The sequence below is a fragment of the Candidatus Thorarchaeota archaeon genome, from assembly GCA_021498125.1.
In the GTDB taxonomy this organism is placed as follows: domain Archaea; phylum Asgardarchaeota; class Thorarchaeia; order Thorarchaeales; family Thorarchaeaceae; genus B65-G9.
The window spans coordinates 1510429-1533045 of record JAIZWL010000001.1 but is presented as its reverse complement, the minus strand read 5'-3'; the positions used below and the strand labels follow the sequence as shown (position 1 = coordinate 1533045).

Below are 22617 nucleotides of genomic sequence, written 5' to 3'. Positions count from 1 at the left end.
CTCCCGGGATAGACTCGCATAATCCATGGATGTGAATCAATGTCCAAGGTATCAAAAAAGACCATTGCCATCCTCATTATTGCATCAATGATAGGTCTCATCCTGTACAATGTGGCGCCTCCCGAGATCACGGCAGGAAAGTATACTGTGGACATTGAGATTGAATCATCCGGAATATCTCTTACACGCTCATTCAACGTCACCTTTGTTGAGTCTGGTGAGACATCTACATCTACTGTGACGATCAACGGTACTTCGACAAATGTCACCATTGAACTGACCGATACCGTCGTCATTGCCCCAGATAATGCATTCACCATCAAGATCTTGGCCACAGGCGAGCCATTGGAGGCGGATGAGATCCATGGCGTCTTCCATGGGGCGTCAACGGGAGATGTCAGCTTACGTCCCACACGTCAGATCGGCCAGACGTTCACAATTGCATATCAGCCGCTGGTCAAGTCAAAAGGTGCGGCCCTGCTCCTTGGAACCGTTGCAGTGCTATGGTTCACAGAGGGGATCAGTCTTGTTGCGACCTCGATCATGATACCAATTCTGATCGTGCTATTAGCGATACAGGGCCCGCGGACCGCCCTCGCTCCATTCTTTGATCCTGTCGTCGCGCTCATCCTTGGCGGCTTTCTCATTGGCAGGGCATTGAGCAAATACGATCTCGATAAACGAATGGCACTGCTCATCCTGTCAAAAGGCGCAGGATCAGGTCCAAAGCTCATCTTGACGGTCATGGCGGCATCTGCATTCCTCTCAATGTGGATCAGTAACACCGCATCCGCAGCTATCATGATTCCAATCTCGCTCGCCGTCATCTCACGTATTCATACAGATGAGGTCAGAGAGAAGTACGGAAAGGCCCTCGTACTTGGTGTGGCCTATGCGGCAACGCTGGGTGGTGTTGCAACCCTTGTCGGTTCCACGCCCAACCCTCTTGCTGCATCGTACATAAGCACGTTCTTGGGCGAACAGTTCTCGTTCATGAGATGGCTTCCCTTTGGTCTCCCAGTCGTCCTCATCATGCTTCCAATCATCTGGCAATGGCTCATGTTCAGATTTCACATCCCAAAAGATGTTGAAGAGATCAAGGAGCTAAAACGCATTTCCGAGAAGGAATACCATCGTCTCGGACCAATAACCACTCAGCAGAAACTTGTCCTTCTGATCTTCGTGAGCGTAGTAGGACTCTGGCTCACTGAGAAGCTCCCCGACTTCATCGTTGCAGTAATTGGTTGGCCAGGTCATGGCATCTCAAGCTCAATCGTGGCTTTGATAGGAGGCTTCGCCTTGATGGTGTTCGGACTGATTGATGAGAATGACATATCTCACGAGATTAGCTGGTCATCATTATTGATCTTAGGCAGTGGCATCGCCCTCGGGGGCGCTATGATCGACACAGGTCTCTCCACGTTCATAGCTCATCAAATGTCGGCACTCCGTGCACTACCGGGAATTCTGGTCATCATCATAATAGGAGTCGTTGCAGTCTTGGTGACCATGGTGGCTTCAAACACTGGAGCCGCAGTCATATTGATCCCTATCGCAATCCCCCTCGCCTCAGAACTGGGAATCGATCCCCTGCTCATAACAATGGTGATTGCTATTGCGGTCTCGATGGACTATGCACTCCCAACTGGGACACCCCCATCGACTATCGCCTACAGTACCGGAAAGATAGAGATGCGTGAGATGGTGACGGCGGGTCTCGTCGTAGACATGATCGCCATCCTTGTCGTCACAATTGTAGTCGTCTATCTATGGGTGCTGATGGGGCTGGTTGTCATCTATAATTGATGGCATCAAATATTGAAGTGAGTCTGTACTGTTCAAGAAGAAGCAGAGAGGCTGATCGCCTATAGGAGCTGACATTAGTTTGACATTAGGAACTATAGATAGATATGTCGCAATCCGCTTGGCAGATGCAACTCCTGTCAAATTCCTAAGAACATAGAATAGCTCCAGTACGAAAACACATGATAATTGTCAAATCTAGTCTGCCTGTCTTAGTCAATCCAACTAGCTTCTCTGTGGTTGATATTAGAAGAGGATCTTTCTTTTTCTAGTAGGCAAGTAACATGCCATTGTCATGAGCATGCTATTTTTCTGTCCGTTCCCATTTCATGGCAATCTCATATGAGACCTCTTCTTCAGCAGATTGCAACAATTCGGAAATTGGCTCTTCAAGTTCGAGTTCAGGTTTGTCATCAGGTATGGAAATTAATATATGATAATTTCCGCGCTTAACCAAAAAGAAATTTTTCCCTTCCAGTTTTGCCTTCTTTGGAATGCGTATTCGCCGTTGGGCATCCATGCGCACTCGAATCATTATTGGCACCACAAGTAACATTCTTCTCTAGACATATAATCTATTGGATACTCTTCCGCTCTGAAAAAGTCAATGAAGTGATACAAAGTAGTACAGGATGTGACATATCAGAAGCAACAAGATGTAAACATTTATACAAGTTGTAAACATAATAGTCAGGGTTATCGGCTTGACTGTAGCATCAGTAAGACTTACGAAGGAAGAGCAAGAATTTCTTGAGCGATTGGTGGCTGAAGGTGTATTTTCATCTATAAGTGAGGCACTCAAGGCGGGAGTTAGAGAGTTGATGCAAGAAGAAAAGATCAAGTCATTGCGATGGAAGACTTTTGATGAGACTCGTACTTATTTTGCTAAAAAGAAGACCCACAAGCGAGGCTTAGAGGATGACCACAATGAGGAAGATAGCAATATACCTTGAAGCCTCTGCCCTTTGGGATCTTATGTATGGAGAACCGGGCAAAAACCTTGTCGAATATTGTTTGATTGAAAATAACGAGGTATCATGTCGGACTTCCGCATGGACACGACTAGAGTTGGCACGAGCAGTACAAAAGAGGATAAATCAGAAAGAGATCACAAAGAAGGAGGGTAAAGACCTTCTTGAATTCATTGAAGTCAAATGGCAACAACTAATGTACAAGAACCAATTAGTGGAATTACAGATCACAAATGAAGTACTTGATTTGGCAAGGCAATTTATATCAAAATATAACTTGTACGCCTCAGATGCACTCCACCTAGCCTCAGCAATAGACCAGAGATGTAGTGCAATTATCGTGGACGATTTCCATTTTAAGCGATTGAAGAATCGCATGAGCGCTCATAAACTGGCAATTTGGTCAACAACAATGAGAATCGATACATTTCAGAAAAAATTCAAGCAGTTGACTTGATATGTTGCTATTCCTAATGCCACTGTCTAAATCGCATATCACAAGTTTATCATATTTTGACACTGCTCATCTATGCCTGAGAACATATCAAAGAATACAGATGAAGAGCTGGAAAGAAGGACACGCAAAAATGGAGGATCATCCTGTCACGCCCACAAGTCACATCAAGTTAAAGTGCGTTTTATGTATGAATCATCAAGAGAGGAGAAAGATTAAGTGTGTCTAAGAACCATGATGATCAGGAAAAGGATACACATTACGACTTGTCTAATGAACAAGCAATAGATTATTCCGGATGTGAGAAGGGAAATTATCATCTCGGATTATTCATAGATGCATGGCTCACAGTATGTATTTTCATAGATACTGTCTTCTTGTATATTGTGAATATTGCCTTTGAAGGGCATATCATTCCTACAACAAATGATGAATTGGTAACAAAAGCAGGAATACCTTATTTCGTGATTTTAGTCGCAATACTTGTGTTCTGTTATATGACATATAAAATAATCTCACCAGTAAATACTGTAACATTTTGCCCACCGATTTTCTTGAAAATTTTATTGAAACATATGTCCATTGATGATTCCCGGTTTGCAGAAATTTACAGGAACATCAATTTGACAATGCTCAAAGCTGTATCCACTCAAAAGTTCATAGTAATTACAAATATTATTATTTCTATCCTAACATTATTCCTGACAAACAATTGGGCAAACTCCACCAATAACGCAGCTATTAATATAAATAAGATAATGGGACCAATTTTGATGGCGCCCATAATTATAATACTATTTAGTTATACCCTACAAAGAGAATTTGGAAAATATAAAAAAATGAGCGACCAGGTAATCAAGGCCGATGCTCGAAAGCTTGTTGAAACAATTGAAAGAGAACCCGGTAGGCAGCAACCTGAATCAAATCCGGAAGACGATCTTCAGAAGAAAAACAAGACCAATAGGTTCATCGAAGACATTAATAACACTCTACAAACTATCAACACCAATCAACTACCGACTGCTATGGCAATTATTCGGATTTTTGCATTACTGAGTATACTCTTGTGGTTCCTTATCATACTTGTTTCAAGTAAATGATTTTGAAGCTCATCATACAACAGCAGAACAGGTTCAAGAACATATTCATGTGAGAATAATAAAAACACCAATTAATGATCCAAGAGATAACAGTGGTACAACAATAACATGTGCGAAGAGCTTAAATCAGGGACCGAGGTGCAGAGAGAGCGAGGCGTCAAATAATGGACTGGCTAGCAAAGATCATTGAAGGAAAGGCTGACGAATTCGTTCATGCAAAGATACTCAAATACGGCAAAGGGGTGCACCCCGGACCACGTGCATTTCTGACCCTGTCTTCAAAGAAGGTGGGTTTCAAGGCCGACCTTGACTTCGAGAAGGTCTTTATCCGGGCCTATGCAAATAGTGTTCCAGAAGGCCAACAGAAGATCGCAGGCGTCATCACAACATATCAGGACAGACGCGACGAGTTCAGCAAGATAGCCATGCCATTGGAGTGGAGAGTAGCAAAGGGCAAGGGCGCCACGACCTACAAGGCGAAGATCAAAGAGGTAGTTCCATCAGAACATTTGAAGGAACTCTTAGAACATGATGATCCAACGACCTTTTTCCTGCTAACACTCAGCCCACAGGACGGCTCAAAACCGTGGAAGATCACTACAAAGACATCGTTCCCGAAATCGCCAGCCGGAGGTGACGAGGGCGACTCTGAGAAGGACCCCGTATTTTCAAAGGGCGCTCTGGGCCGAACTCCTGAGGTCTGGGACTTTCTCCTCAAAGAGGTCCTCCTCGATGTTGCAGATAAGATACCGGACAAGACCAAGAAGATCAAGATCCATCAGGACATCATCATCGAAGAGATAGAGATTCCAGATGATCCGGGTCTCTCATTCGCCGAGAAACGCAGGCTTGCAAAGAAGACTGGCAAGCTTATACGCCGAGTAGATATCGATGGGACCACGTACACTTCCGAGTTTCCGTTCACGGCCTGAGAAACAACTGACCGTGACCTTTAAATCCACATCAAAATAAAAATGGCAAAGTACACAGTAAATAGGTGGCACAGATATGCTCCAGATAGATATTCTAACTTTCTTTCTCCCTCTATCAATCGTCTTTATAGCCTTTGGAGTGTTTGCATTCGGCTGGCTAGCTGTTCATGTGGAGCACAGCCGCCACTTTTCAAAGACTAAGGTCGCTCTTGCGGGGATCATTGGTGCAGTCTTTTTCGGTCTTGGACTTCAATTCTTGATGCTCTGGATGGGCGTGTAAGAGAATCATCATCATCATAGATGAGTCTGTTATTCAGCAGCGGCGGTCCAACTGTAATAAACAGGATATACCACAATATCATTCATAACGGAAAAGAAGTTTCTCTTTCATGTGAGGATAATATCCTCTAGGTAGAGGAGAACAAGTTGCTTCCTGAATCAGAACTCAAACGAATGGCAGGGGAAAGTCAACGTGGATTGGTCAGCGAGTTTCAGGAAAAATATACAAACCTTCGAACACGAGCATTCCGAGTCCCAATCGATCATGCAAGAAGAATTGCTGAGGAGTACGATTGCCCGCTACAAGTTGCAATCATAGCGTATCTCATAGACATGGACAACATTCTGAATCTGCGAAATGCGATCGACCTCATTGCATTTGAGCTTCAGAGAAGAGCCTCAGTGAGAGAGGAGATACCGAACATTCCAGGTAACATCTTGGAGTTCGCAATCAATGAGGGAAAATGGATCGAATACATCTATGGAAAGTTTTCACGTGAGATGGAGATTAAGACCAGGAATATTGCGAATCTCGAGAGCGCCCTTAACACGGAGAATGCCACTGCTGAACAAGCACTCATCGTGCTTCGAGAACGATCAAGGGTTGCTGGTGGCATAATCGCACCGCTGGTCCAAGAATGGTTAAAGGATCATCCGAAGTCCACATCAAAGGATGCACTCGTTGCCTTCGGCCCTGCTCTCACAAAGTGGCCACGTGCAACATTTCTAGGGCGCCTTCCTGTATTACGCCGACGCAATCAGGCTCTCTTTAGACTCCTTCTGAAGGTGCTGGGTACAGCCTCCGACTCCACAACAGTGGACTCGATAATGGTCTCTGTCAGATCAGTGATTGAAGATCTGTCACAGGACCTATCAAAGCTAAGCCCCTTGGCTGTAGGGCATCTGCTTCTGCATATGGTGCCCAAACCACTAGGACGTGGCGACAAATCACGATACATTGAGTTTGGTGCTGCATCCACACGGGGCAGTAAGGCAGAACCTGATATGACATCACCTTATGATTTCTTGGAACGAGATATATATCTGGCAAAACGTCGTCCTGATGAGGAACGGGAGAGGTATCTTGTCCAACGAATCTCCAGAGTACTTCACGTTCTTGAGTACCAAGAGATCTCACTTGAGGATGCCATTGCCCAGACACTAAACGAAGTCGCCACGAGATTCAAGGTGGACTCATCACCCATAGGGGAGTATACCGAGAGCGTTGTAGACGAACTCCGTCTGGCACCAATAGACCAACGCGAGATCCAGGCAGCAAAATTCGTATTCAAGTTCATTAATGACAACATCTACAACAGGTGACCAACATCATGATGCGCAGTAATCCGATGTACTGGTTAATTGACATCGAGACCTATGATTTCGATATTGGTGTGCTCAAGGGGACAGAACTGAGAGGAACCATCATGATCCTCTCCAGTCAACTGTGGTCACTGATTCGAGGAGATACTGTGTTTTCCATGCTAATTGGGCCGGGAATCTTCAAAGGGACCGCACAAGTAAAAGGGAGAGTCGTGGATGTCATCGAGTTTGTCGGGGGCCTGATGTTTGATCCAAGCAAACTCCGACTTGACGAGCCGCTTCCTGAAGTTGATATAGTTCACCCTGAAGTGATCGACCCACTCGAGTCGGGACGTGAGGAGGAGATTGTCACAATCATCCGTAAAATCATCGTTGAACATGGCAACATCCTTCCCGGCCAAATCATCATGAAGCAGCATACTGAGGCATCCGTCCCGATGACTGCACACGCAATCGATCTTGCAAAGAAGATCAAGGTCACGCATGTATCAGGAGTGCAACGCGCCAAGTTCATTCTGGCTGGAACCAACGGCCCCATGTATAAACGGCTAGTCACACATTATCACAAGAGAGGCTTTCTCAATCCCGAACGTGTGAAAATAATGACGATTCCCTTCCGACGATTCTCCAAATTTAGTGATGATGAAGCAATGAAGGATTGGATGATTGTTGAGAAAGCAGGTATGGAGACACAACTCGGTCAAGAAGCGTACCGTGCAGAATTTGAAGAGGTCATGAAGGCAATCAAACAGAATGAGGAGAAATATATCTTCGAACTCTGAAACCTATATCCAGACCAGACCACAAAGGTCTTTGCTTGCTAATCAGGCACCAAGATGAGGATATCCACGTTGGAAGTAGCCGATGCGAGAATTCAGAAGCTATTATCAAAGCCGTTCACTATGGTCTTTCGAAAGACCAGACAAGAACTATCTTGCAGAATCGAGGTCTACTCTGCTGTCCTCAAAGACCGCCAACGCGCACAACTTGCGGGCCTGATAGAATTTGGAGAGAAACAGAACGGGTTGCTCGAGATACGACGATCGTGGTTCGTTAAGTTCAACAAGCCCGTCTATTATCAGCCAAAAGAGTTTCACGAAATCCTCAGAAAAGCCAAGGGGATCATCATCCCAAAAGAGGCATCACCACCATTTTTGAAAAAGCTCCTGAACTTTCTTGAACGGATCCAGACAACGAAACCGAACATCGTGTCAGTCTGTATGCATTGCCTTAGAGAAGACAGACTGACTGTCTTGACAAGGAAGAATGCCGTAAAGGTTTCAGCAACAGAAGTTGTCTGTATGACCTGTGCACTCGCAGATCTAAAGTCGGAATTGAAGAGTATCGGCGTGAAGATGTCACGGGGTATGCTCAGGCAACTTGAGTTCCAAGTGGCACGTACCAAGTCCGTTCCTCGTGTGATCGAGATGCTCATGCCGGGTTTCGACCCCACGAGAGACCCTGACCTTACACTCGTAGATACGATCGACGCCATTGAGGTTGGCGTGAAAAAGAAAGTGGCAGACCTTCCACTTCCCGATGACTTCAAGAAGATCCTGAAGAAGAACGGGTATGTCGATTTGCTCCCGGTTCAGAACCTTGCCATCAGCGAGGGGCTTCTTGAGGGAAAGAGCCTCCTCATCGTCTCATCGACCTCTTCGGGAAAGACGCTCATCGGGGAACTTGCCGGAATTCCCAGAGCGATGAAGGGCAAAAAGATGCTCTATCTCTCCCCGCTGGTTGCTCTCACGAACGAGAAATACGAACTCTGGCGAAAACGGTACAGAGAACTGGGTCTCAGAACCGGGATCAAGGTGGGCATGTCAAGACTGGATGTGGGAAAAGAAGGACGACCGATCATTGATACAGATGTATCCAAGTCAGATATCATCTGCGCCACATACGAGGCATTGGACCTGATCTTTCGCTCACGCGAAACCAAACAGCTTGGAGAGATCGGAACGGTCATTGTTGACGAGATCCAGAACCTTGCTGATCCGGAGCGGGGTCCAGAACTCGATGGCCTGCTCGTAAGACTGAGACATCATGCACCGCGTGCACAGATCCTTGCTCTATCGGCAACCGTTGGAACACCCGAACAGCTCGCTAAAGAACTACGACTCAAACTTGTCAATTACACAGGTCGCCCCGTACCCTTAGAGCGTCACTTGGTCTTTGCTAGAAATGATGAAGACAAGTGGGGCATTATTCGAAAACTGGTGGTCAGCGAATTCCGTCACATCAGTAGTAGTGGCAATCGCGGACAGACGATCATCTTCACCTTCTCACGACGAAGAGCGCACGCACTGAGCGATTGGCTCCGTGACCGGAGGGTCTCAGCCACCGTCTATCATGGAGGACTCTCGTACTACAGACGAAGACGGGTGGAACACGCATTTACAAAACAACGCTATGCGTGCGTAGTCACGACTGCTGCACTCGGCGCGGGTGTCGATCTTCCTGCATCTCAGGTCATCTTTGAATCACTGGCTATGGGCGCAAACTGGCTCTCGATAGCCGAATTCGAACAGATGCTTGGTCGTGCCGGAAGATTAGGAAAACATGATCGTGGAAAGGTCTATGTTGTTGTTGAACCAGATAGAAAGTATCACAGCGGCCAAGACAGGACAGAGGATGCAATTGCAGCAGAACTCCTTAATGGCGTTGTTGAGGATGTTGAGCCATTTGCTGATCTTGAGACCTCAGCCGAACAGGCACTCGCATCCATCAGTGCCACGGGAGTGAGAAAGCTTGAGGATGTGGCAAGAGTCTACCGAAAACATCTCTCAATGTCAGTACCACCATCAGATGCATTGAAACATCTTGTCCGCCACCACATGGTGCGAGTACAAAATGGGATCAATGTCACTGCGCTCGGAAAGGCAACAACACTCTCATTCTTGAAACCCACCGAGGGCCTTGAGGTCTACAAACTCACAGACAAGATGGATGTGCTCGACATCGCCATCAAGCTGGAACCCTTCGAGAATGTATACTTGAGCAGTAAACTCCAAGGCGAGGTTGATTCTGCATTCAAGACGCACATGCCTACTCGACTCTTTTCGGGCGTCTTCTCAGACATAAGCGATCTCTCACAAAAGCGAGGCGGGGCCGCCCGTCTACCAAGTTGGGTCTTTGATGTCTTTGCAAAATGGGCAAGTACGTTCTTCAACTGTGGCTGCCCACTCTATCCGGAATGCGACCACGGAAAGATACGGCTCGGACGTTGGTTGGTCGAACATAGAAAGGCGGGATTGAATCCCACTGGACTGGCAAAGAAGCTGCACGATGAGTTTCATCTCTGGGCGTATCCGGGTGACATATACTCGTGGCTCGACTCATTAATTCATAATTTAAAAGCCGTACAGAGAATTGCAGCAGTGGCCGGAAAGGTCGATCTGGGAGTTGAGATCGAGGGGCAGATCGCAATGATCGAAAAGCCCCTCAAAGAAGAGACAGGTACAGAGAAATCGGCGAAAGAGGAATGATCAGCGCGAGATGGCGTGGCTGGTGGGATCATCAAATTCGAACCTGACGCGCAGATTGTTGATCGCATTGACATCAAGGGAATCGATATTGAGATCGACCCACAGATGAAGATCGCGCCGGATACGTTCTCTGGGGGATATCTCAGTAGAGACCCCAAGAGGATCTTCGGACACCAGCTCAAACTTTGTGCCGCCACATTTGCATGCGCCTTCAAGGACCATATCAATATCACTTGTAGTCTCGCCACAGTTTCGACATCGGAATATCATGTTACTCTCCAACAATACCCGTTATCTAGATGACTATAGTATTTGGTAATCTTTCGGTAATACTCGGATGGTATCGAAGATTATGTATCACCTACAACTATCTTAATAGAGCCAAAGAGATAGAGTCTTATGTGCGAGTCAGCTCGGACTAAGATGAGATGAGTGGGGTCGATACGATGGGAAAGACCTGTGCAATCTGTAGAGAAAAACCAAAATTGCGATGCGACCACTGCAGAAACGAATTTTGTACCGCCCATGCCATCAAGTGTCCATCCTGTGGGACCATCACGTGTATCAGGGATCTCGGGAGATCAACAAACTGTCCCGTTTGCAAAAAACCACTCAACATATGCCCAGAATGTCTGGTGAATGGCGTGATCGTGCGGACTATTGGAGCCAATCCAGCCATCTGTCCTGAGTGTGGCTGGTCCGCATGATTTCAGAAGGGAAACAGAAAGAAGAGAGAGAAGAGGATTATTCCAATTAAAAGAGCGAGGACCCAGCCTTTCCAGCCATAGCCCCAGACTATTGGTATCGGTCCAAGAAGGATAAAGCCCTTACTCTCATGTTCAACAACATCAACATCACCGTGCGACTGAGCAAAGTGAAGCCACAGTCCATAGACCACAAGTATGATCCCGATAACCATTAACATCAGTGAAAGTGCTGGATAGAAAGTGTTTACCTGCATCATCATCTATGACTGTCACCTACTCATTACATTCATCAGTGCTCATTTTGATATCGAATACCATTCGTTCATAACCACCAACCTGTTGGCCTTCGACAGCCCAAAGCACAACGATGTCCTCAGAGATCTCATAGTCCAGCAAGCTCTCAATCTCGACAATAGTTGTACCTATAGGGAATCGCCAGATGATATCGAAATCGTAGGGGGCCTCTTCTTCTTCAAGCCAGGTCTCAATCTTGTTCCGGCCAGTCAGAAGATTCCCAACAAAATCGATTACAAAGATAACTCCAATAACACTTGTGGTACCTTTGGGGATGATATCGGTATGCCTCACAACAGACCGAACTCGTTGGCCATTGATCTCAACACGCTCCTTATCCAAAAAATATTGCATGTTGTCCCACAGCTTTGAGACCTCGGTCTCGTAGAGCGAGTCATCTGCAAGTACATGAGGATAGTACCCGGCGGGATCATCATACTCGTAGATCAACCGCTCGTGAATCTCGCCAGTCCGTGAGACCGAGAAAAAAGAACTGGCATGAACAGGAGTGACGAGCTCTGATGCAATGCTCTCGTGAACCATTGTTCTCACCTACTCCAGCGGAATTGCAGCAAGCCCCTCTTTAGACAGTCCATCCGCCATGACGCGCCCGTTCTCCGTAAAGCAGTACGTAATCACAGGGCTGACCGCTTTTGCAAACTTGATGAGCCCGGGATAGTCTGTATGGGCACTCAGGGGAAGACCACCCTTTCCATATTGTGATAATGTCCACCCAGAGAGATTAAAGTCCTCCGTGGTCGCCTCGATCTGTTTGGCCAAGTGCGACCCCATCAGCTTTGCAAGATTATAGAACATATGTCGATTGGAGGAGGAAACCACCACACAACCGGCCTCGAAGAGATGCTTGGCCTCTTGCGAATCGAGCGGCGTGAATTCGAGACCTGAACCATGACGATTATAGACCTGCGAGACTCGATCTATACTCTTGTTTCCTGTAACCACGTCAAATCCTTCACGCTGCAGAAGCGCGATTGCCTCTTGCGCCTTGCCGAGTGAGTAGGCATGAAAACGGGGAGTCTTGCCCTCGTCTAGGGTCTGCTTTGCAGTCGTTACGATATCACCATACACTCGTTCACGGCTTGGAAACACCCAGCGTGGTTCACCATAGGTGGAGTCCATGATCAGGACATCCGCATCAACAGGATGCGCTCGCGAGTGAACTAGACTGTCTTCTGTATTAAAGTCACCAGTATAGAGCACTCGCTGATTGTCTGCAAGCTCGATGAGAAACATTGACGAACCGAGGACATGTCCGGCATTCAGTACGGTGATGATCAGATCACCATAGAAGATGCTGGAGCCGGTCTCGACAATCGTGACTTTACTGTGGACACGACCCCCACGTGCGGTGAATGTATCTATAGTTCCCTTAGTTGCAATGATCTCACTCGCGTGCTGGATGGATCGTGTATGATCAGCATGAGAATGAGAGAGCAGTGTGGGTCCATTAGGAACGCTTGTATCAAAACCAATCTGCATGTCACCGTACTCGAGAACGAAACCTCCTCTACTTGCTCGGACATTTACAACAGACATGGTTGTTTAAGAGAACTGTACCTGTAAGAAAAGGCTTTCCGAGGAGGAACTATGACATCACATCAGTTCTAGAACTAGGACGCACTCGTAGTCGTGACAAGAGGTGGGCGATGTTATAGGCGAGATCTAAATGAAAATTTACAGGTCCCTTGCCAATACCATTACAATATTGATGGGATGTCAAATATATCGAACATGATAGATAGAGCAATGCCCATAACGCCTAGCACGACCGCCAAAAACACTGAAAGACCGAGTCCCATACGATTAGCATTCTTGATGAATTGTTCAGCCCGTGCTTGAGGCCAATTCTTAGTCTTTAGCATTGCCTCTCCAACAATCGTGGCGTATTCTTTCTTGTAATGCCCAAGATGAAATGTTGCGAACAGATAGCTTCCCAGAAGGACCACTATACTTAGAATACGCAGTAGGAATGGAACCAATGGAAAAGTAATGATAAGAGCTGCAAATCCCGCACATACCAAGACTGCCAATATCATATCATATCGGTGTGGATTACGGACAAAAGGATTCTCGTGGTTTTTAAGATCAGGCTCTAGAAGTGTCCATACTATTTGATCACGAAGGTCTTGCAGACCCCAACCGCCATGTAGTAGCAATTTTTCACCGTTCTTTTCCAGACGAGGTCTTTTCATCGGAATTGCAAAATCTATTTCCACTTTTGAGGGAGGGTCTTTTCCTAACGCATACGCAATGCGTTCAACTTCAGCATGAATCTGTTTTTCGGACACTTCAGAACTCATTTTGAATCCCACATTATTATAAATAAAACAGTTATAGATGAGTCGTGAATCAAATCTCATACGAACATTATACTTCAATCCTAAATGTAGAAGGATTAAGTTATTATTTCTTCGAATATGATAACACGAGAATAGTATGCGATGTTTTGTAAATAACCATCGTGCGGCCTAGATTAATTCAAGACTGGTCAAGTATCAATCGTGAAAATCAGTCAACACCCGTAAAGGAGTAAGAGCATGACCTATACACTAGAGAAGCTTCCGGTATAGACTGATTTCCTGACTGAGAGGCTTAGTGGTCAACAAGTCTAACAGAGTACGTTTTCGTTCACGCAGAGTGAGGTGGATCTCACTAATTCCCAACTCTTGAGCCAATTCGATAACGGCCGCTGCTACAAATGTGTCCTCGACTCGATCCGAGTCCCACACAAGTGGTCCGATCAACAAAGTCTTCTCCCAAATAGAATAACCAATGACAAGACACAGTTCATCATCGATAGTTATGCTTCTCACAGAGCCTTTACGGAGACCTACAGCAAGTGAGAGCCAGACGCATGAACTATCAAGCCCGGTGAGATGACGCTGCTCCCAGACAAAATCACGAATCACTTCAGGATCAATTGAGTTGTCCCACTCGATACTCTTGTCATGTGTTGCTAAGGGTGACTGAATTATACCATATACGATTTTTTCGACAGACGAGAAATCTAATTCTTCGAGGGTCGGACGAACCCAAGCAGGCAACAAGAAAGAGTACGGGAAAGGAGGAACCGGCCCGGGAAGACTGACCCCTTCAGGAATCACAAGCGCATCAATATCACGGATTGCAGCGGTCCTGAAGAAGGGGAGCGATGACTTGATCAGACTACGGATCAATCGGTCTCGAAAGTCAGGGGAGAGCGTGACTGAGGCAATCATCATCCCCAAACGTTTACGGTCTCTGAAGAGTGCAACCCCGCCGACCGGTGCGTCTTCGATCGTAGTCACGTAAAAGAGAACATCATCTAGTAGTGCAAAGGCCTCAATGTCTTTGCGCAGTGCCTGAGAGACTTCCACACCGGCGGTCGCACACATCTCAAACCACTTGTCAAGCTCTGGTGGCATCAGCCGACTGTTGTAGATCATACCCTTAGTCATGAACGTGCCTCCTTGAAATAGGGAATCAGTTCCCGGCCGATCATCTTGATCGCTTCCCGTCTATCCGGACCAATAGGCGAGCCTACAATAAAATGTGTGACTCCAGTTTTAAGCAAATCCTCGATTCGCTCAATGCAATAATCACGGTCTCCAACTATTGCAAAGGACTCGATCATCTCTTCAGTGACAGCCTGAGATGCCCCGTCAAAATCGCCGTTCTCAAGAAGTCTAGCAATCTGCTCGCGTTGCTCGATGGTAAGGCCATGTCGCTCAATCACTTCGTCTGGAGACCCGGCGACGATAAATGCAACGACCATTCGTGTGTCGCCAGAGAGAGCCTCTTCACGAGTAGGAGCAATACTGAACGCAGTATAAGCTCCAATATCAAGATCGGATATATCACGACCCGTCCCCTTCAATCCCGTCCTGATCGACTTGAGTGCCGCATCAAAATCACGAGGGTGACTCGCATTAATGAGAATTCCATCAACGTAGGGTGCGACTCGTCGTAGCATTGTCGGCCCCTGCGCCCCGGCATAGATGGGAATATGCGGGGCGGTCTTCACAACCTTACCATCCTTATAGACTGCCTTACCAGACTCGTCAAGTAACGGTCGCCTTGGCACAGAGGATAATTTTGCCCGACGAAACTGGAAGACTTTCCCATCCAAGGTCAGACGCTTTCCCTGAATGAGTGCACGCATTGACTGAATACTCTCGATCACCGTTGTCACAGGACGATGCCATTTGAGCCCCAATGTCTCAAGGGTCACTCGATCGCCAGCACCCATCCCTACTACCGCACGACCATGCGAGATCTCGTTGAGAGTGACCACTGCCGCTGCCGAGAGGGCAGGACTGGTATGGTACGGATTGGTCACGCCCGGACCTATCTTCACATGTGACGTATTGAGAGCGATTGCTGTGAGCGTACACCATAGGTTCCGGTTATTGTAGTGATCAGTTATCCAGACGTGATCGAACCCCACCTGCTCAGCAAGTCGTGCACACTCAACTATCTCCTTTACTGGTCGATCGGGTACAAACTCAATGCCCAAGAGAACCATCAGATTAACACCAACGTTAAGAAATACTGAACGACCATCAAATAAATCTGTCATTGCACAATAAATTAATAAATCTTTACTCGGGTGACCGTCAAGTAAACATACAATCACGATAACGGATTCAGATGATTTTAAGACATAGTATTGTTAAATGTCATTTATAAATTGGAGAGAGTCCTAATTTGTCTTGATAAAATGTCAACCAGCCTTTGTTTATAGCAAGCTGAACCAATACCGTTAGTTTTCCTAGCGATAGAGAGGATAACACCTCACATTGGTCTTTAACCATCTTAGCAAGACCATAACGCCCTTTCACTCTGAGATCACTATGTGCCTTTAAAAAATCTTCAAAGGCGACCCATTCTTCGTTGGAGAATGGATCGTTATCACTATCATTTGGATCCCAATAGTCAAATTTTCCAGATTTGGGGAAAATAAGTTGGAATGAGTGACTTGTTTCGATGATTATTCCACGTTGATCTTTAGCCACATCGAGTAGATGCCTTAAACTTCCATATGATGACTTGGAAACAATCCAACCATCACCAAGTTCTCTCATACGTCCTAAGACAGCCTTGCTCGTAGGAATCACTTCATCTTGCCTCAGTGATTCAAGTGCCTGCTCGAGCAAATCTAAATCTGTATCATCAAGACTGGAGGGTTTCTCACGTTCTGCTTTGTGAATCAACGAAACATAATGCTGAAGACCATCTTGCCTAACTTTGACTATTCCATATTCTTGAGCTTCTAACACATAGTCTTTCAAACGCTTTATCCCTAGATAACGTAACGGATCATCCATCAATGATCTAAGTGCAATACCAATCCATGCCAATTCGGGTTCACGAGTGCCCTGTGATTCAGCTTGATGCAAAACCGTTATCAAAGGACTATAACGATCAGGATCTACTTCCTCGTGAACATCTTCTTCATCAATATCGGAATTTTCCAAGGAATCTTGAGCTGTCGTAGAAGCCCAAACTTTTTCGTAGGCTGCATAGTACTCTTCTATAGAATCGAACTTCGTGGTTTGTTTCCAAGTGGGATATTTTGCATCAAGTCGTATTTCGATTTCGCTTAAATCTTTTGCAGGAGTCATGCCATCTTGTTCCATTTCTTCAAGAATAGACCTTAAAAATTCAAAACGCATTCTTTGGCCTTCGAACCCTGTTTTTGAAGCACTACCACTCCGACCCATAATGTCATTCCATTCAAGAATTACATCGGCTTGCTCTATTAGCATTCGATTCGCTCCAACTGGGGGTATAACTAATATAATCTCATATTGATGTTGCCTTAGTCTTGCCAAAGGGTATGCATAATCAATATCGCCAGAGATAAGCACTATCTTTTGTGGGTGTGCATTATTCATCGCAAAAAGATACATGTCTGTAATAATCATGTGATCCACAACATCTTTCTCCGAAAGGTGTGGTGCATCTATCAAGTGTACACCAGAATGTTGAAGCTCTTGCTTCAATTCATGTGGAAAATCCTTCATCTGAGCGTAAGCAGATATTTGCTTAATTGGCCCTAAACCTGTAAGATATTTACGTAGTTTTTCTTCGACAAGCGAACCACGTATATTCTTAGGTGGAGCACAATTTTCGATATCCCAAAATACGGCTACTGATGTCATTAGTAAATACCCTCGTATACCAATAATTTGCTCGAGGCAAGTTGAATTCGAGTCCTGCCACTAATAAAACAATAATCTACAATCAACAAATAAATCTTCTTAGGCCAGAGAATAAAAAGTCGTAATGCTACTACAGAGTATGTTAAACATTTACAAAGATAGTTAATGCCCGGTGCAAGAACTTGCAGGGTTGCCAACAGCCGCTGAAGACTTGGACATTCATGAACACGAGAATAGGAGTTTAACTACTTCCGACAATATCTCACGAATGACCTCTTCTATGATGGTGAGGTAGTTAGTGCCTACTGCCGTTGGTGGGCGAACTCTGAACCTACCGACATAAAATGTCCAACTTACAATCAATGGTAAAGGCGAAACAGCAAATAACGATTCAGGCGAGAGGAACGAGGGCTCGCTAAAGTCGAGCGAAGGGATTATAGCATATGAAGACAGATTTAGATAGCGGTAGCAATGAAGTCGCTAATTCTCACACGGGATGGACTCCAACTTGGGGACACACCAATGCCATCACTCATGCCGGGCGAGACCCGAATTGAGATCCGTGCTGTAGGGCTATGTAAATCGGATCTAGCAATCTGGCAGGGTGAAATGAATGCCGATCTCCCACTCATCTTGGGCCATGAGATCTCAGGGTTTGTACATGAGAGCACAGACCCCTCCCTCAAACCAGGGACCCCGGTGACCACAGAGATCTTTCGTTTTTGTGAACGCTGCTACTACTGCCGACATGGAATGCGTCAACACTGTGTCAATAGAGAAATATTAGGAATGACAACGGACGGTGGCCTGGCCGAATATATCAGCGTATCCACAGATATGATCCATGTCCTGCCAGAAGGTGTTGATGCAATTGAAGGGACATTCACAGAACCCTTAGCATCAGCGATTGCCACAGTACAGGCCGCACCTGCTACAAAAGACGAGGTTGTTGCAATAATTGGCTCGGGACGGTTAGGGCTTCTCACTGCACAGGTATATGATGCGGCCGGAGCCGAGGTCTATCTTATTGGTAAGAATCACTGGAAGCTTGGACTGGCAAGACAGCTCGGATTACGTCACGTGATTGATAACACCCAAGCAGACTGGAAACGAAAGATCCTAGACAACACAGAAGGCGCAGGCCCAAGACTGGTTGTAGATGTCACAGGATCAAAAGAGGGGTTGGACACAGCCTTGGATATCGTGAGAGAAGGAGGTACTGTAGCCCTGAAGAGCTTGGTCGGAGTCAATGGAGGAATCTCACCAGCGATGATCGTAAACCGAGGTCTCAAAATTGTAGGGAGCCTTGGTGGCCCCTTCAACACTGCACTGGACATGCTTGCAAAGGGACGCATCGAAGTCAAGCGACTTGTGACGAAACAATTTGTTATTGACGAGGGGATTGCCGCTTTCGAGTATGCAACAAAACCAAATGCCATAAAAGTAATTATTAATATCTGATGCGACCCGACCGGGTCAAAATGTCTAAAGAGGAATCTCGCACGATTAGCATGATCACTATTTCAGATAGTGAGAAGGTTCGTGCAGATTTAACACGAGGAACATATAATGCTACAGATTGATGCTGACTTTCATATTCATTCACCTCACTCGATCGGTGTCAGCAAGGACATGACAATTCCAAATATCGCAGCAGGGGCAAGACGGAAGGGGGTCATGCTGGTGGGAACTGGAGATGCAACACAACCGGATTGGCTGAATCATCTTCGGACCACCCTTGAACCCACAGATGAAGGTCTCAAGTATGAGGATGTCTACTTCATCATCACCGTAGAGATAGAAGATGAGGATGCGATCCACCATGTCGTGCTATTGCCTGATTTTGAGGCTGTGGAACAACTGAGAGAATTTCTGAGACCTCATTCCCCAAATCTGGATCATGAGTGGGGCGGTCGGCCCCGTGCAAATGTAAATGGGGGGATGCTTGCAGGTCTGGTCAGGGACGCGGGAGGTCTCATCGGCCCGGCCCATGCGTTCACACCATATCGTTCAATATTCCGCGAAGGAAAATACGACTCACTCGCAGCCTGCTATGGTCAAGAGGTGCAGCATATCCATTTCATCGAGCTGGGACTCTCAGCAGACACGGAGATCGCGGATCATATTCCAGAACTTCGAAACCGTACATTCATCACATCAAGCGACGCGCATTCGCCGACACCAAATAAGCTTGGACGAGAATTTGTCAGACTTGAGGTCGAACAGCCAACATATGATGAGATAGCAAAGGCCCTCAAACGGGAGGGGGGACGAGGCGCGACGCTCAATGTTGGATTGGATCCACGCCTTGGCAAATACTATCTCTCATTCTGTAGCTCTTGCCGCCGCACTCTGATTCTCGAAGAGGGAGATGGTCCACCAAGTTTCGATGAGATGAATGTGTACTTCCGTGTGGGGTCTCCTGAGGAACAGGCAGAGTTGCTCAGCGATATCCACGAGAGAAGGATCAAGTGCCCAGCCTGTGGAAAGAGATTGCGACTCGGTGTACGCGATAGAGCAAAGATGATCGGAGAGGTGAAGAGCAAGTCACCACCACACCGACCACCATATCTTCACATGCCACCACTTACTGAACTGATCCGAGTCTCATTAGGTGTGAAATCGACAACATCTAAACGTGTCAGAAGCTTGTACGACCAGCTTATCTCAAGTGTTGGCACCGAGACCTACATCTTGACAGAGGCTGATGAACGACCAATTGCAAATGTTAACAAGAGAATAAGTGAAGTCATTCTCAGTTACCGCTCAGGAGAGGTCGGATACATTCCGGGCGGTGGAGGCCGGTATGGCCAAGTGGTCGCTCCATGGAGTGAAAAAACATGACTGTTGTAAAAGGGATCATTAGAGAAGTTGGGAGAAGCACCACTACACGTGTTGGGACGCATAGATGGTATGGAACAACAACAATTGTTGTCCAGGATGAGGAGACAGGTCAGACGTACAGTGTCAAGCTCTCAGCAAAGGTCATGGATCGGTGCAGGTTCCTGCCTCGTGTGGGCATGCCTGTCATCGTTCATGGTTTCGTTGAAGAGGCAGAGTATGGACTCTCGGATTTTGTGGTCTCACGGGTGTCTGATGTGAAACATGCAGGTGCAGGCGTAAAGAGAGTCGTTGACCTAAAGGATAAAGACTGAAACAAACGACCTACTGCCGTTTTCCTGCGGGACGGATCAAATAACCGGGCAAGAGGATCCACTCGGACTTGCACTTGGGACAACGTGATGGACGTTTTGCAGACTTGGGAGTGAATACGTAACCACACTTCCCACAAGAGGCGGGACGGATCAGCACTCGCTTCCCCTCGCGTTTTGCAGATTTTGCAATATGTTCAATGTCTTCGAAGACAACGTTACGGTTCTCAAGACCAAGAACTTCTGCAATATCCTGTGCTGTGAGCGGGTGATCCGATTCTTCTAATAGCTGGGCGATTCGTTCTCTACGAGTTTGCATCGGTGTCTTGATAACATCTGCACAGATATACTTTCAGCACGTACCAAATATTCCGCACGTGCTAACTGTTTTTACTGGAGTCCCAAGTTGAGTCCGCACGTGCTGAATTGGAATGCTTTCAAACCTCTCAAGTTTCGGTGCTCCCTCCATGATGCCTATATACGTTCAAGTAGATATATGAGACAAAGAATATGGATTAGCAACATACCAGAAAAGAGTGTGCCTTGATGCCACAGATGCGACTTGCCGATCATCAAAAGTCTCAGCCGTCATTTGACGAGAGAGTATGCAGTAAGTGCATGGGCCATAGGGCCCTGTGTGGGATTCGTCCCTGCCCACTGGTCATGCGTGCACTCTCGTTGAGCAAGATCGACAGCGCAGTCAGTGGGATGAGCCTTGAGGGATCGTCCCCACCATCAGTCTTTGTGGGGAGTTTTGGATATCCAAAGGTGCTGGCTGGTCCGCTGGTCCCACCGATCCGCGGAGAACGAGCAGCACTCATGGAACAACCGAATCTCTGGCTCGACTTCTCAATGGATGAGATCTTGGCACTCCGATTCCGTCTGGTTCGGACTAAACAACTTCTCCCTGTTGACGCAGCGGTCGATCCGCCACGTGTTCTTGCTGAGACCCAGACAATGGCATTATCTGAAGCGCCTACTGATTCCGAGGCACTCCTTCTCAAGCGACCCGAGTTCACCAGTGTGTTCTCGGAACGAACTCTGCCAGTGGGGCCTTCAGCACCGCTCAAGTCGTTCACCCTTGAGGATAATCCAAAGGTCCCTAAACCTGTTGACAAGGTGACTTCTGACACGGACCTGAAGGCAGTAAGTGCAGTGACCACTCTATTTGACGAGGGGATCTCTCAGGAACATCTGACACGACTCTTCTCAATAGGTCTCCTTGGAACAGGAAAGAGACGCCGTCTGGTCCCGACAGAATGGAGCATCACAGCAGTTGATGATATTGTGTCCAAGAGGTTGCATAGACAGGTACTTCGCCACAGATCAATCAACGATTTTCTCGTCTTCTCCGACCACGCACTTGGAAATACCGTCACTATCCTGATGATGCCAGGCGCATGGCAATTCGAAGTCTTGGAATGCTGGTTGAGCGGGCCACGACCTTCGGTCATCTCGGATCACGAGTATGCAAAGGGCAGATCGACCTATGCCTCAAATGTAGTCGGAGCATACTATGCGGTTCGCCTTCCTGTTCTCAAGTATCTGGATGATATCCGACGACAGGCCGGGGCGCTGGTCTTTCTCGAAGTAAATCCGCGAGAATGGGTACCACTCGGTGTCTGGCGCTTTAGAGAGATTGCCAAACGTGCATTCTCACGGGAACCAACAAAGGTCACGACTCTTGAGGAGGCCCTTGAGATGGCTGGTGCCACTCTCATCAACACAATTGATCGCTACTTGGAAGCATCAGATACCATAGTACAATACAGGACACAGACCCGGCTAGATGACTTTTTCTGAGAACATTAGAGAACCAGGCAAATAGCACATATAAAATTCTATTAATTAGCGCGCGATAATATCTCCCGAACATGTATATCTGAGACGGGTATCGTTTCCATGAATAAGATCTGAAAATTCTCTTGCACATTGTGAACAAAAATTGCA

Annotated in this window: 23 protein-coding genes; 13 read left to right on the top strand and 10 right to left on the bottom strand. The window is 46.6% G+C overall.

Annotation, left to right across the window (positions count from 1 at the left end; all coding sequences use genetic code 11):
* Window positions 1-39: 39 nt before the first annotated feature.
* Window positions 40-1806, top strand: coding sequence for a DASS family sodium-coupled anion symporter (locus K9W43_07285; protein MCF2137036.1), 1767 nt, complete (start codon window positions 40-42; stop codon window positions 1804-1806).
* 301 nt (window positions 1807-2107) lie between these two features.
* Here the strand turns inward: K9W43_07285 and K9W43_07280 are convergent, their stop codons facing one another.
* The gene (locus K9W43_07280) at window positions 2108-2338 is read right to left on the bottom strand and encodes a hypothetical protein (protein ID MCF2137035.1); all 231 of its coding nucleotides are present in this window, start codon (window positions 2336-2338) and stop codon (window positions 2108-2110) included.
* Window positions 2339-2507: 169 nt separating this feature from the next.
* Between K9W43_07280 and K9W43_07275 the strand changes: the two genes are divergently transcribed.
* The 8 genes from K9W43_07275 (at window position 2508) to K9W43_07240 (ending at window position 10350) form a co-directional block, all read left to right on the top strand.
* Window positions 2508-2756 (top strand): ribbon-helix-helix domain-containing protein, encoded by a 249-nt coding sequence (locus tag K9W43_07275; protein ID MCF2137034.1) that lies wholly within the window; start codon window positions 2508-2510, stop codon window positions 2754-2756.
* Window positions 2722-3231, top strand: a complete 510-nt coding sequence (locus K9W43_07270) for a type II toxin-antitoxin system VapC family toxin (GenBank protein MCF2137033.1) — start codon at window positions 2722-2724, stop codon at window positions 3229-3231. The genes K9W43_07275 and K9W43_07270 overlap by 35 nt, the downstream gene beginning before the upstream one ends.
* Before the next feature lie 218 nt (window positions 3232-3449).
* Window positions 3450-4328 carry a hypothetical protein gene (locus K9W43_07265; protein MCF2137032.1) on the top strand — a complete coding sequence of 293 codons (879 nt, stop codon included), beginning with the start codon at window positions 3450-3452 and terminating at the stop codon, window positions 4326-4328.
* A 164-nt stretch (window positions 4329-4492) separates the two neighbouring features.
* Complete coding sequence (locus tag K9W43_07260; GenBank protein ID MCF2137031.1) at window positions 4493-5260, top strand: hypothetical protein; 768 nt, start codon at window positions 4493-4495, stop codon at window positions 5258-5260.
* A 76-nt stretch (window positions 5261-5336) separates the two neighbouring features.
* Window positions 5337-5540, top strand: coding sequence for a hypothetical protein (locus K9W43_07255; protein ID MCF2137030.1), 204 nt, complete (start codon window positions 5337-5339; stop codon window positions 5538-5540).
* Window positions 5541-5686: 146 nt separating this feature from the next.
* Window positions 5687-6862 carry a hypothetical protein gene (locus K9W43_07250; GenBank protein ID MCF2137029.1) on the top strand — a complete coding sequence of 392 codons (1176 nt, stop codon included), beginning with the start codon at window positions 5687-5689 and terminating at the stop codon, window positions 6860-6862.
* An 8-nt stretch (window positions 6863-6870) separates the two neighbouring features.
* Window positions 6871-7644 (top strand): hypothetical protein, encoded by a 774-nt coding sequence (locus K9W43_07245; protein ID MCF2137028.1) that lies wholly within the window; start codon window positions 6871-6873, stop codon window positions 7642-7644.
* Between the two features lie 69 nt (window positions 7645-7713).
* On the top strand, window positions 7714-10350 hold the full coding sequence (locus K9W43_07240) for a DUF5814 domain-containing protein (protein ID MCF2137027.1): 2637 nt from the start codon (window positions 7714-7716) through the stop codon (window positions 10348-10350).
* On the opposite strand, the gene K9W43_07235 is transcribed toward K9W43_07240, so the two are convergent.
* The 8 genes from K9W43_07235 to K9W43_07200 all read right to left on the bottom strand — a co-directional run bounded on the left by K9W43_07235 (window position 10351) and on the right by K9W43_07200 (window position 17515).
* Entirely contained in the window at window positions 10351-10620 is a 270-nt protein-coding gene (locus K9W43_07235) for a hypothetical protein (GenBank protein ID MCF2137026.1), read from the bottom strand.
* Window positions 10621-11059: 439 nt separating this feature from the next.
* On the bottom strand, window positions 11060-11317 hold the full coding sequence (locus K9W43_07230) for a DUF131 domain-containing protein (protein MCF2137025.1): 258 nt from the start codon (window positions 11315-11317) through the stop codon (window positions 11060-11062).
* Between the two features lie 13 nt (window positions 11318-11330).
* Entirely contained in the window at window positions 11331-11894 is a 564-nt protein-coding gene (locus K9W43_07225; GenBank protein MCF2137024.1) for a hypothetical protein, read from the bottom strand.
* Between the two features lie 9 nt (window positions 11895-11903).
* Window positions 11904-12908, bottom strand: a complete 1005-nt coding sequence (locus K9W43_07220) for an MBL fold metallo-hydrolase (GenBank protein ID MCF2137023.1) — start codon at window positions 12906-12908, stop codon at window positions 11904-11906.
* Window positions 12909-13069: 161 nt separating this feature from the next.
* Window positions 13070-13672, bottom strand: a complete 603-nt coding sequence (locus K9W43_07215) for a hypothetical protein (protein ID MCF2137022.1) — start codon at window positions 13670-13672, stop codon at window positions 13070-13072.
* A gap of 249 nt (window positions 13673-13921) precedes the next feature.
* Window positions 13922-14809: a hypothetical protein gene (locus K9W43_07210; GenBank protein ID MCF2137021.1), complete on the bottom strand. Its 888-nt coding sequence runs from the start codon at window positions 14807-14809 to the stop codon at window positions 13922-13924.
* Window positions 14806-15876 carry a 5,10-methylenetetrahydromethanopterin reductase gene (locus K9W43_07205; GenBank protein ID MCF2137020.1) on the bottom strand — a complete coding sequence of 357 codons (1071 nt, stop codon included), beginning with the start codon at window positions 15874-15876 and terminating at the stop codon, window positions 14806-14808. The genes K9W43_07210 and K9W43_07205 overlap by 4 nt, the downstream gene beginning before the upstream one ends.
* 154 nt (window positions 15877-16030) lie before the next feature.
* Window positions 16031-17515 carry an NYN domain-containing protein gene (locus tag K9W43_07200; protein MCF2137019.1) on the bottom strand — a complete coding sequence of 495 codons (1485 nt, stop codon included), beginning with the start codon at window positions 17513-17515 and terminating at the stop codon, window positions 16031-16033.
* A gap of 471 nt (window positions 17516-17986) precedes the next feature.
* Between K9W43_07200 and K9W43_07195 the strand changes: the two genes are divergently transcribed.
* The 3 genes from K9W43_07195 to K9W43_07185 all read left to right on the top strand — a co-directional run bounded on the left by K9W43_07195 (window position 17987) and on the right by K9W43_07185 (window position 20670).
* Complete coding sequence (locus K9W43_07195; GenBank protein MCF2137018.1) at window positions 17987-18976, top strand: alcohol dehydrogenase catalytic domain-containing protein; 990 nt, start codon at window positions 17987-17989, stop codon at window positions 18974-18976.
* A gap of 108 nt (window positions 18977-19084) precedes the next feature.
* Window positions 19085-20359, top strand: a complete 1275-nt coding sequence (locus tag K9W43_07190) for an endonuclease Q family protein (protein MCF2137017.1) — start codon at window positions 19085-19087, stop codon at window positions 20357-20359.
* Window positions 20356-20670: a hypothetical protein gene (locus tag K9W43_07185; protein ID MCF2137016.1), complete on the top strand. Its 315-nt coding sequence runs from the start codon at window positions 20356-20358 to the stop codon at window positions 20668-20670. Before K9W43_07190 ends, K9W43_07185 begins: the two co-directional genes overlap by 4 nt.
* 10 nt (window positions 20671-20680) lie before the next feature.
* On the opposite strand, the gene K9W43_07180 is transcribed toward K9W43_07185, so the two are convergent.
* Window positions 20681-20986 carry a transcriptional regulator gene (locus K9W43_07180; GenBank protein ID MCF2137015.1) on the bottom strand — a complete coding sequence of 102 codons (306 nt, stop codon included), beginning with the start codon at window positions 20984-20986 and terminating at the stop codon, window positions 20681-20683.
* A gap of 227 nt (window positions 20987-21213) precedes the next feature.
* On the opposite strand from K9W43_07180, the gene K9W43_07175 reads away from it, so the two are divergent.
* On the top strand, window positions 21214-22470 hold the full coding sequence (locus K9W43_07175; GenBank protein MCF2137014.1) for a hypothetical protein: 1257 nt from the start codon (window positions 21214-21216) through the stop codon (window positions 22468-22470).
* Window positions 22471-22617: the final 147 nt, after the last annotated feature.

Coding starts and splice junctions, on each gene's coding strand:
- K9W43_07285 (MCF2137036.1), top strand. CDS start 40: ATGTCCAAGGTATCAAAAAAGACCATTGCCATCCTCATTATTGCATCA.
- K9W43_07280 (MCF2137035.1), bottom strand. CDS start 2,338: ATGATTCGAGTGCGCATGGATGCCCAACGGCGAATACGCATTCCAAAG.
- K9W43_07270 (MCF2137033.1), top strand. CDS start 2,722: ATGACCACAATGAGGAAGATAGCAATATACCTTGAAGCCTCTGCCCTT.
- K9W43_07260 (MCF2137031.1), top strand. CDS start 4,493: ATGGACTGGCTAGCAAAGATCATTGAAGGAAAGGCTGACGAATTCGTT.
- K9W43_07255 (MCF2137030.1), top strand. CDS start 5,337: ATGCTCCAGATAGATATTCTAACTTTCTTTCTCCCTCTATCAATCGTC.
- K9W43_07245 (MCF2137028.1), top strand. CDS start 6,871: ATGATGCGCAGTAATCCGATGTACTGGTTAATTGACATCGAGACCTAT.
- K9W43_07235 (MCF2137026.1), bottom strand. CDS start 10,620: ATGATATTCCGATGTCGAAACTGTGGCGAGACTACAAGTGATATTGAT.
- K9W43_07230 (MCF2137025.1), bottom strand. CDS start 11,317: ATGATGATGCAGGTAAACACTTTCTATCCAGCACTTTCACTGATGTTA.
- K9W43_07225 (MCF2137024.1), bottom strand. CDS start 11,894: ATGGTTCACGAGAGCATTGCATCAGAGCTCGTCACTCCTGTTCATGCC.
- K9W43_07220 (MCF2137023.1), bottom strand. CDS start 12,908: ATGTCTGTTGTAAATGTCCGAGCAAGTAGAGGAGGTTTCGTTCTCGAG.
- K9W43_07215 (MCF2137022.1), bottom strand. CDS start 13,672: ATGAGTTCTGAAGTGTCCGAAAAACAGATTCATGCTGAAGTTGAACGC.
- K9W43_07210 (MCF2137021.1), bottom strand. CDS start 14,809: ATGACTAAGGGTATGATCTACAACAGTCGGCTGATGCCACCAGAGCTT.
- K9W43_07205 (MCF2137020.1), bottom strand. CDS start 15,876: ATGGTTCTCTTGGGCATTGAGTTTGTACCCGATCGACCAGTAAAGGAG.
- K9W43_07200 (MCF2137019.1), bottom strand. CDS start 17,515: ATGACATCAGTAGCCGTATTTTGGGATATCGAAAATTGTGCTCCACCT.
- K9W43_07195 (MCF2137018.1), top strand. CDS start 17,987: ATGAAGTCGCTAATTCTCACACGGGATGGACTCCAACTTGGGGACACA.
- K9W43_07190 (MCF2137017.1), top strand. CDS start 19,085: ATGCTACAGATTGATGCTGACTTTCATATTCATTCACCTCACTCGATC.
- K9W43_07185 (MCF2137016.1), top strand. CDS start 20,356: ATGACTGTTGTAAAAGGGATCATTAGAGAAGTTGGGAGAAGCACCACT.
- K9W43_07180 (MCF2137015.1), bottom strand. CDS start 20,986: ATGCAAACTCGTAGAGAACGAATCGCCCAGCTATTAGAAGAATCGGAT.
- K9W43_07175 (MCF2137014.1), top strand. CDS start 21,214: ATGCCACAGATGCGACTTGCCGATCATCAAAAGTCTCAGCCGTCATTT.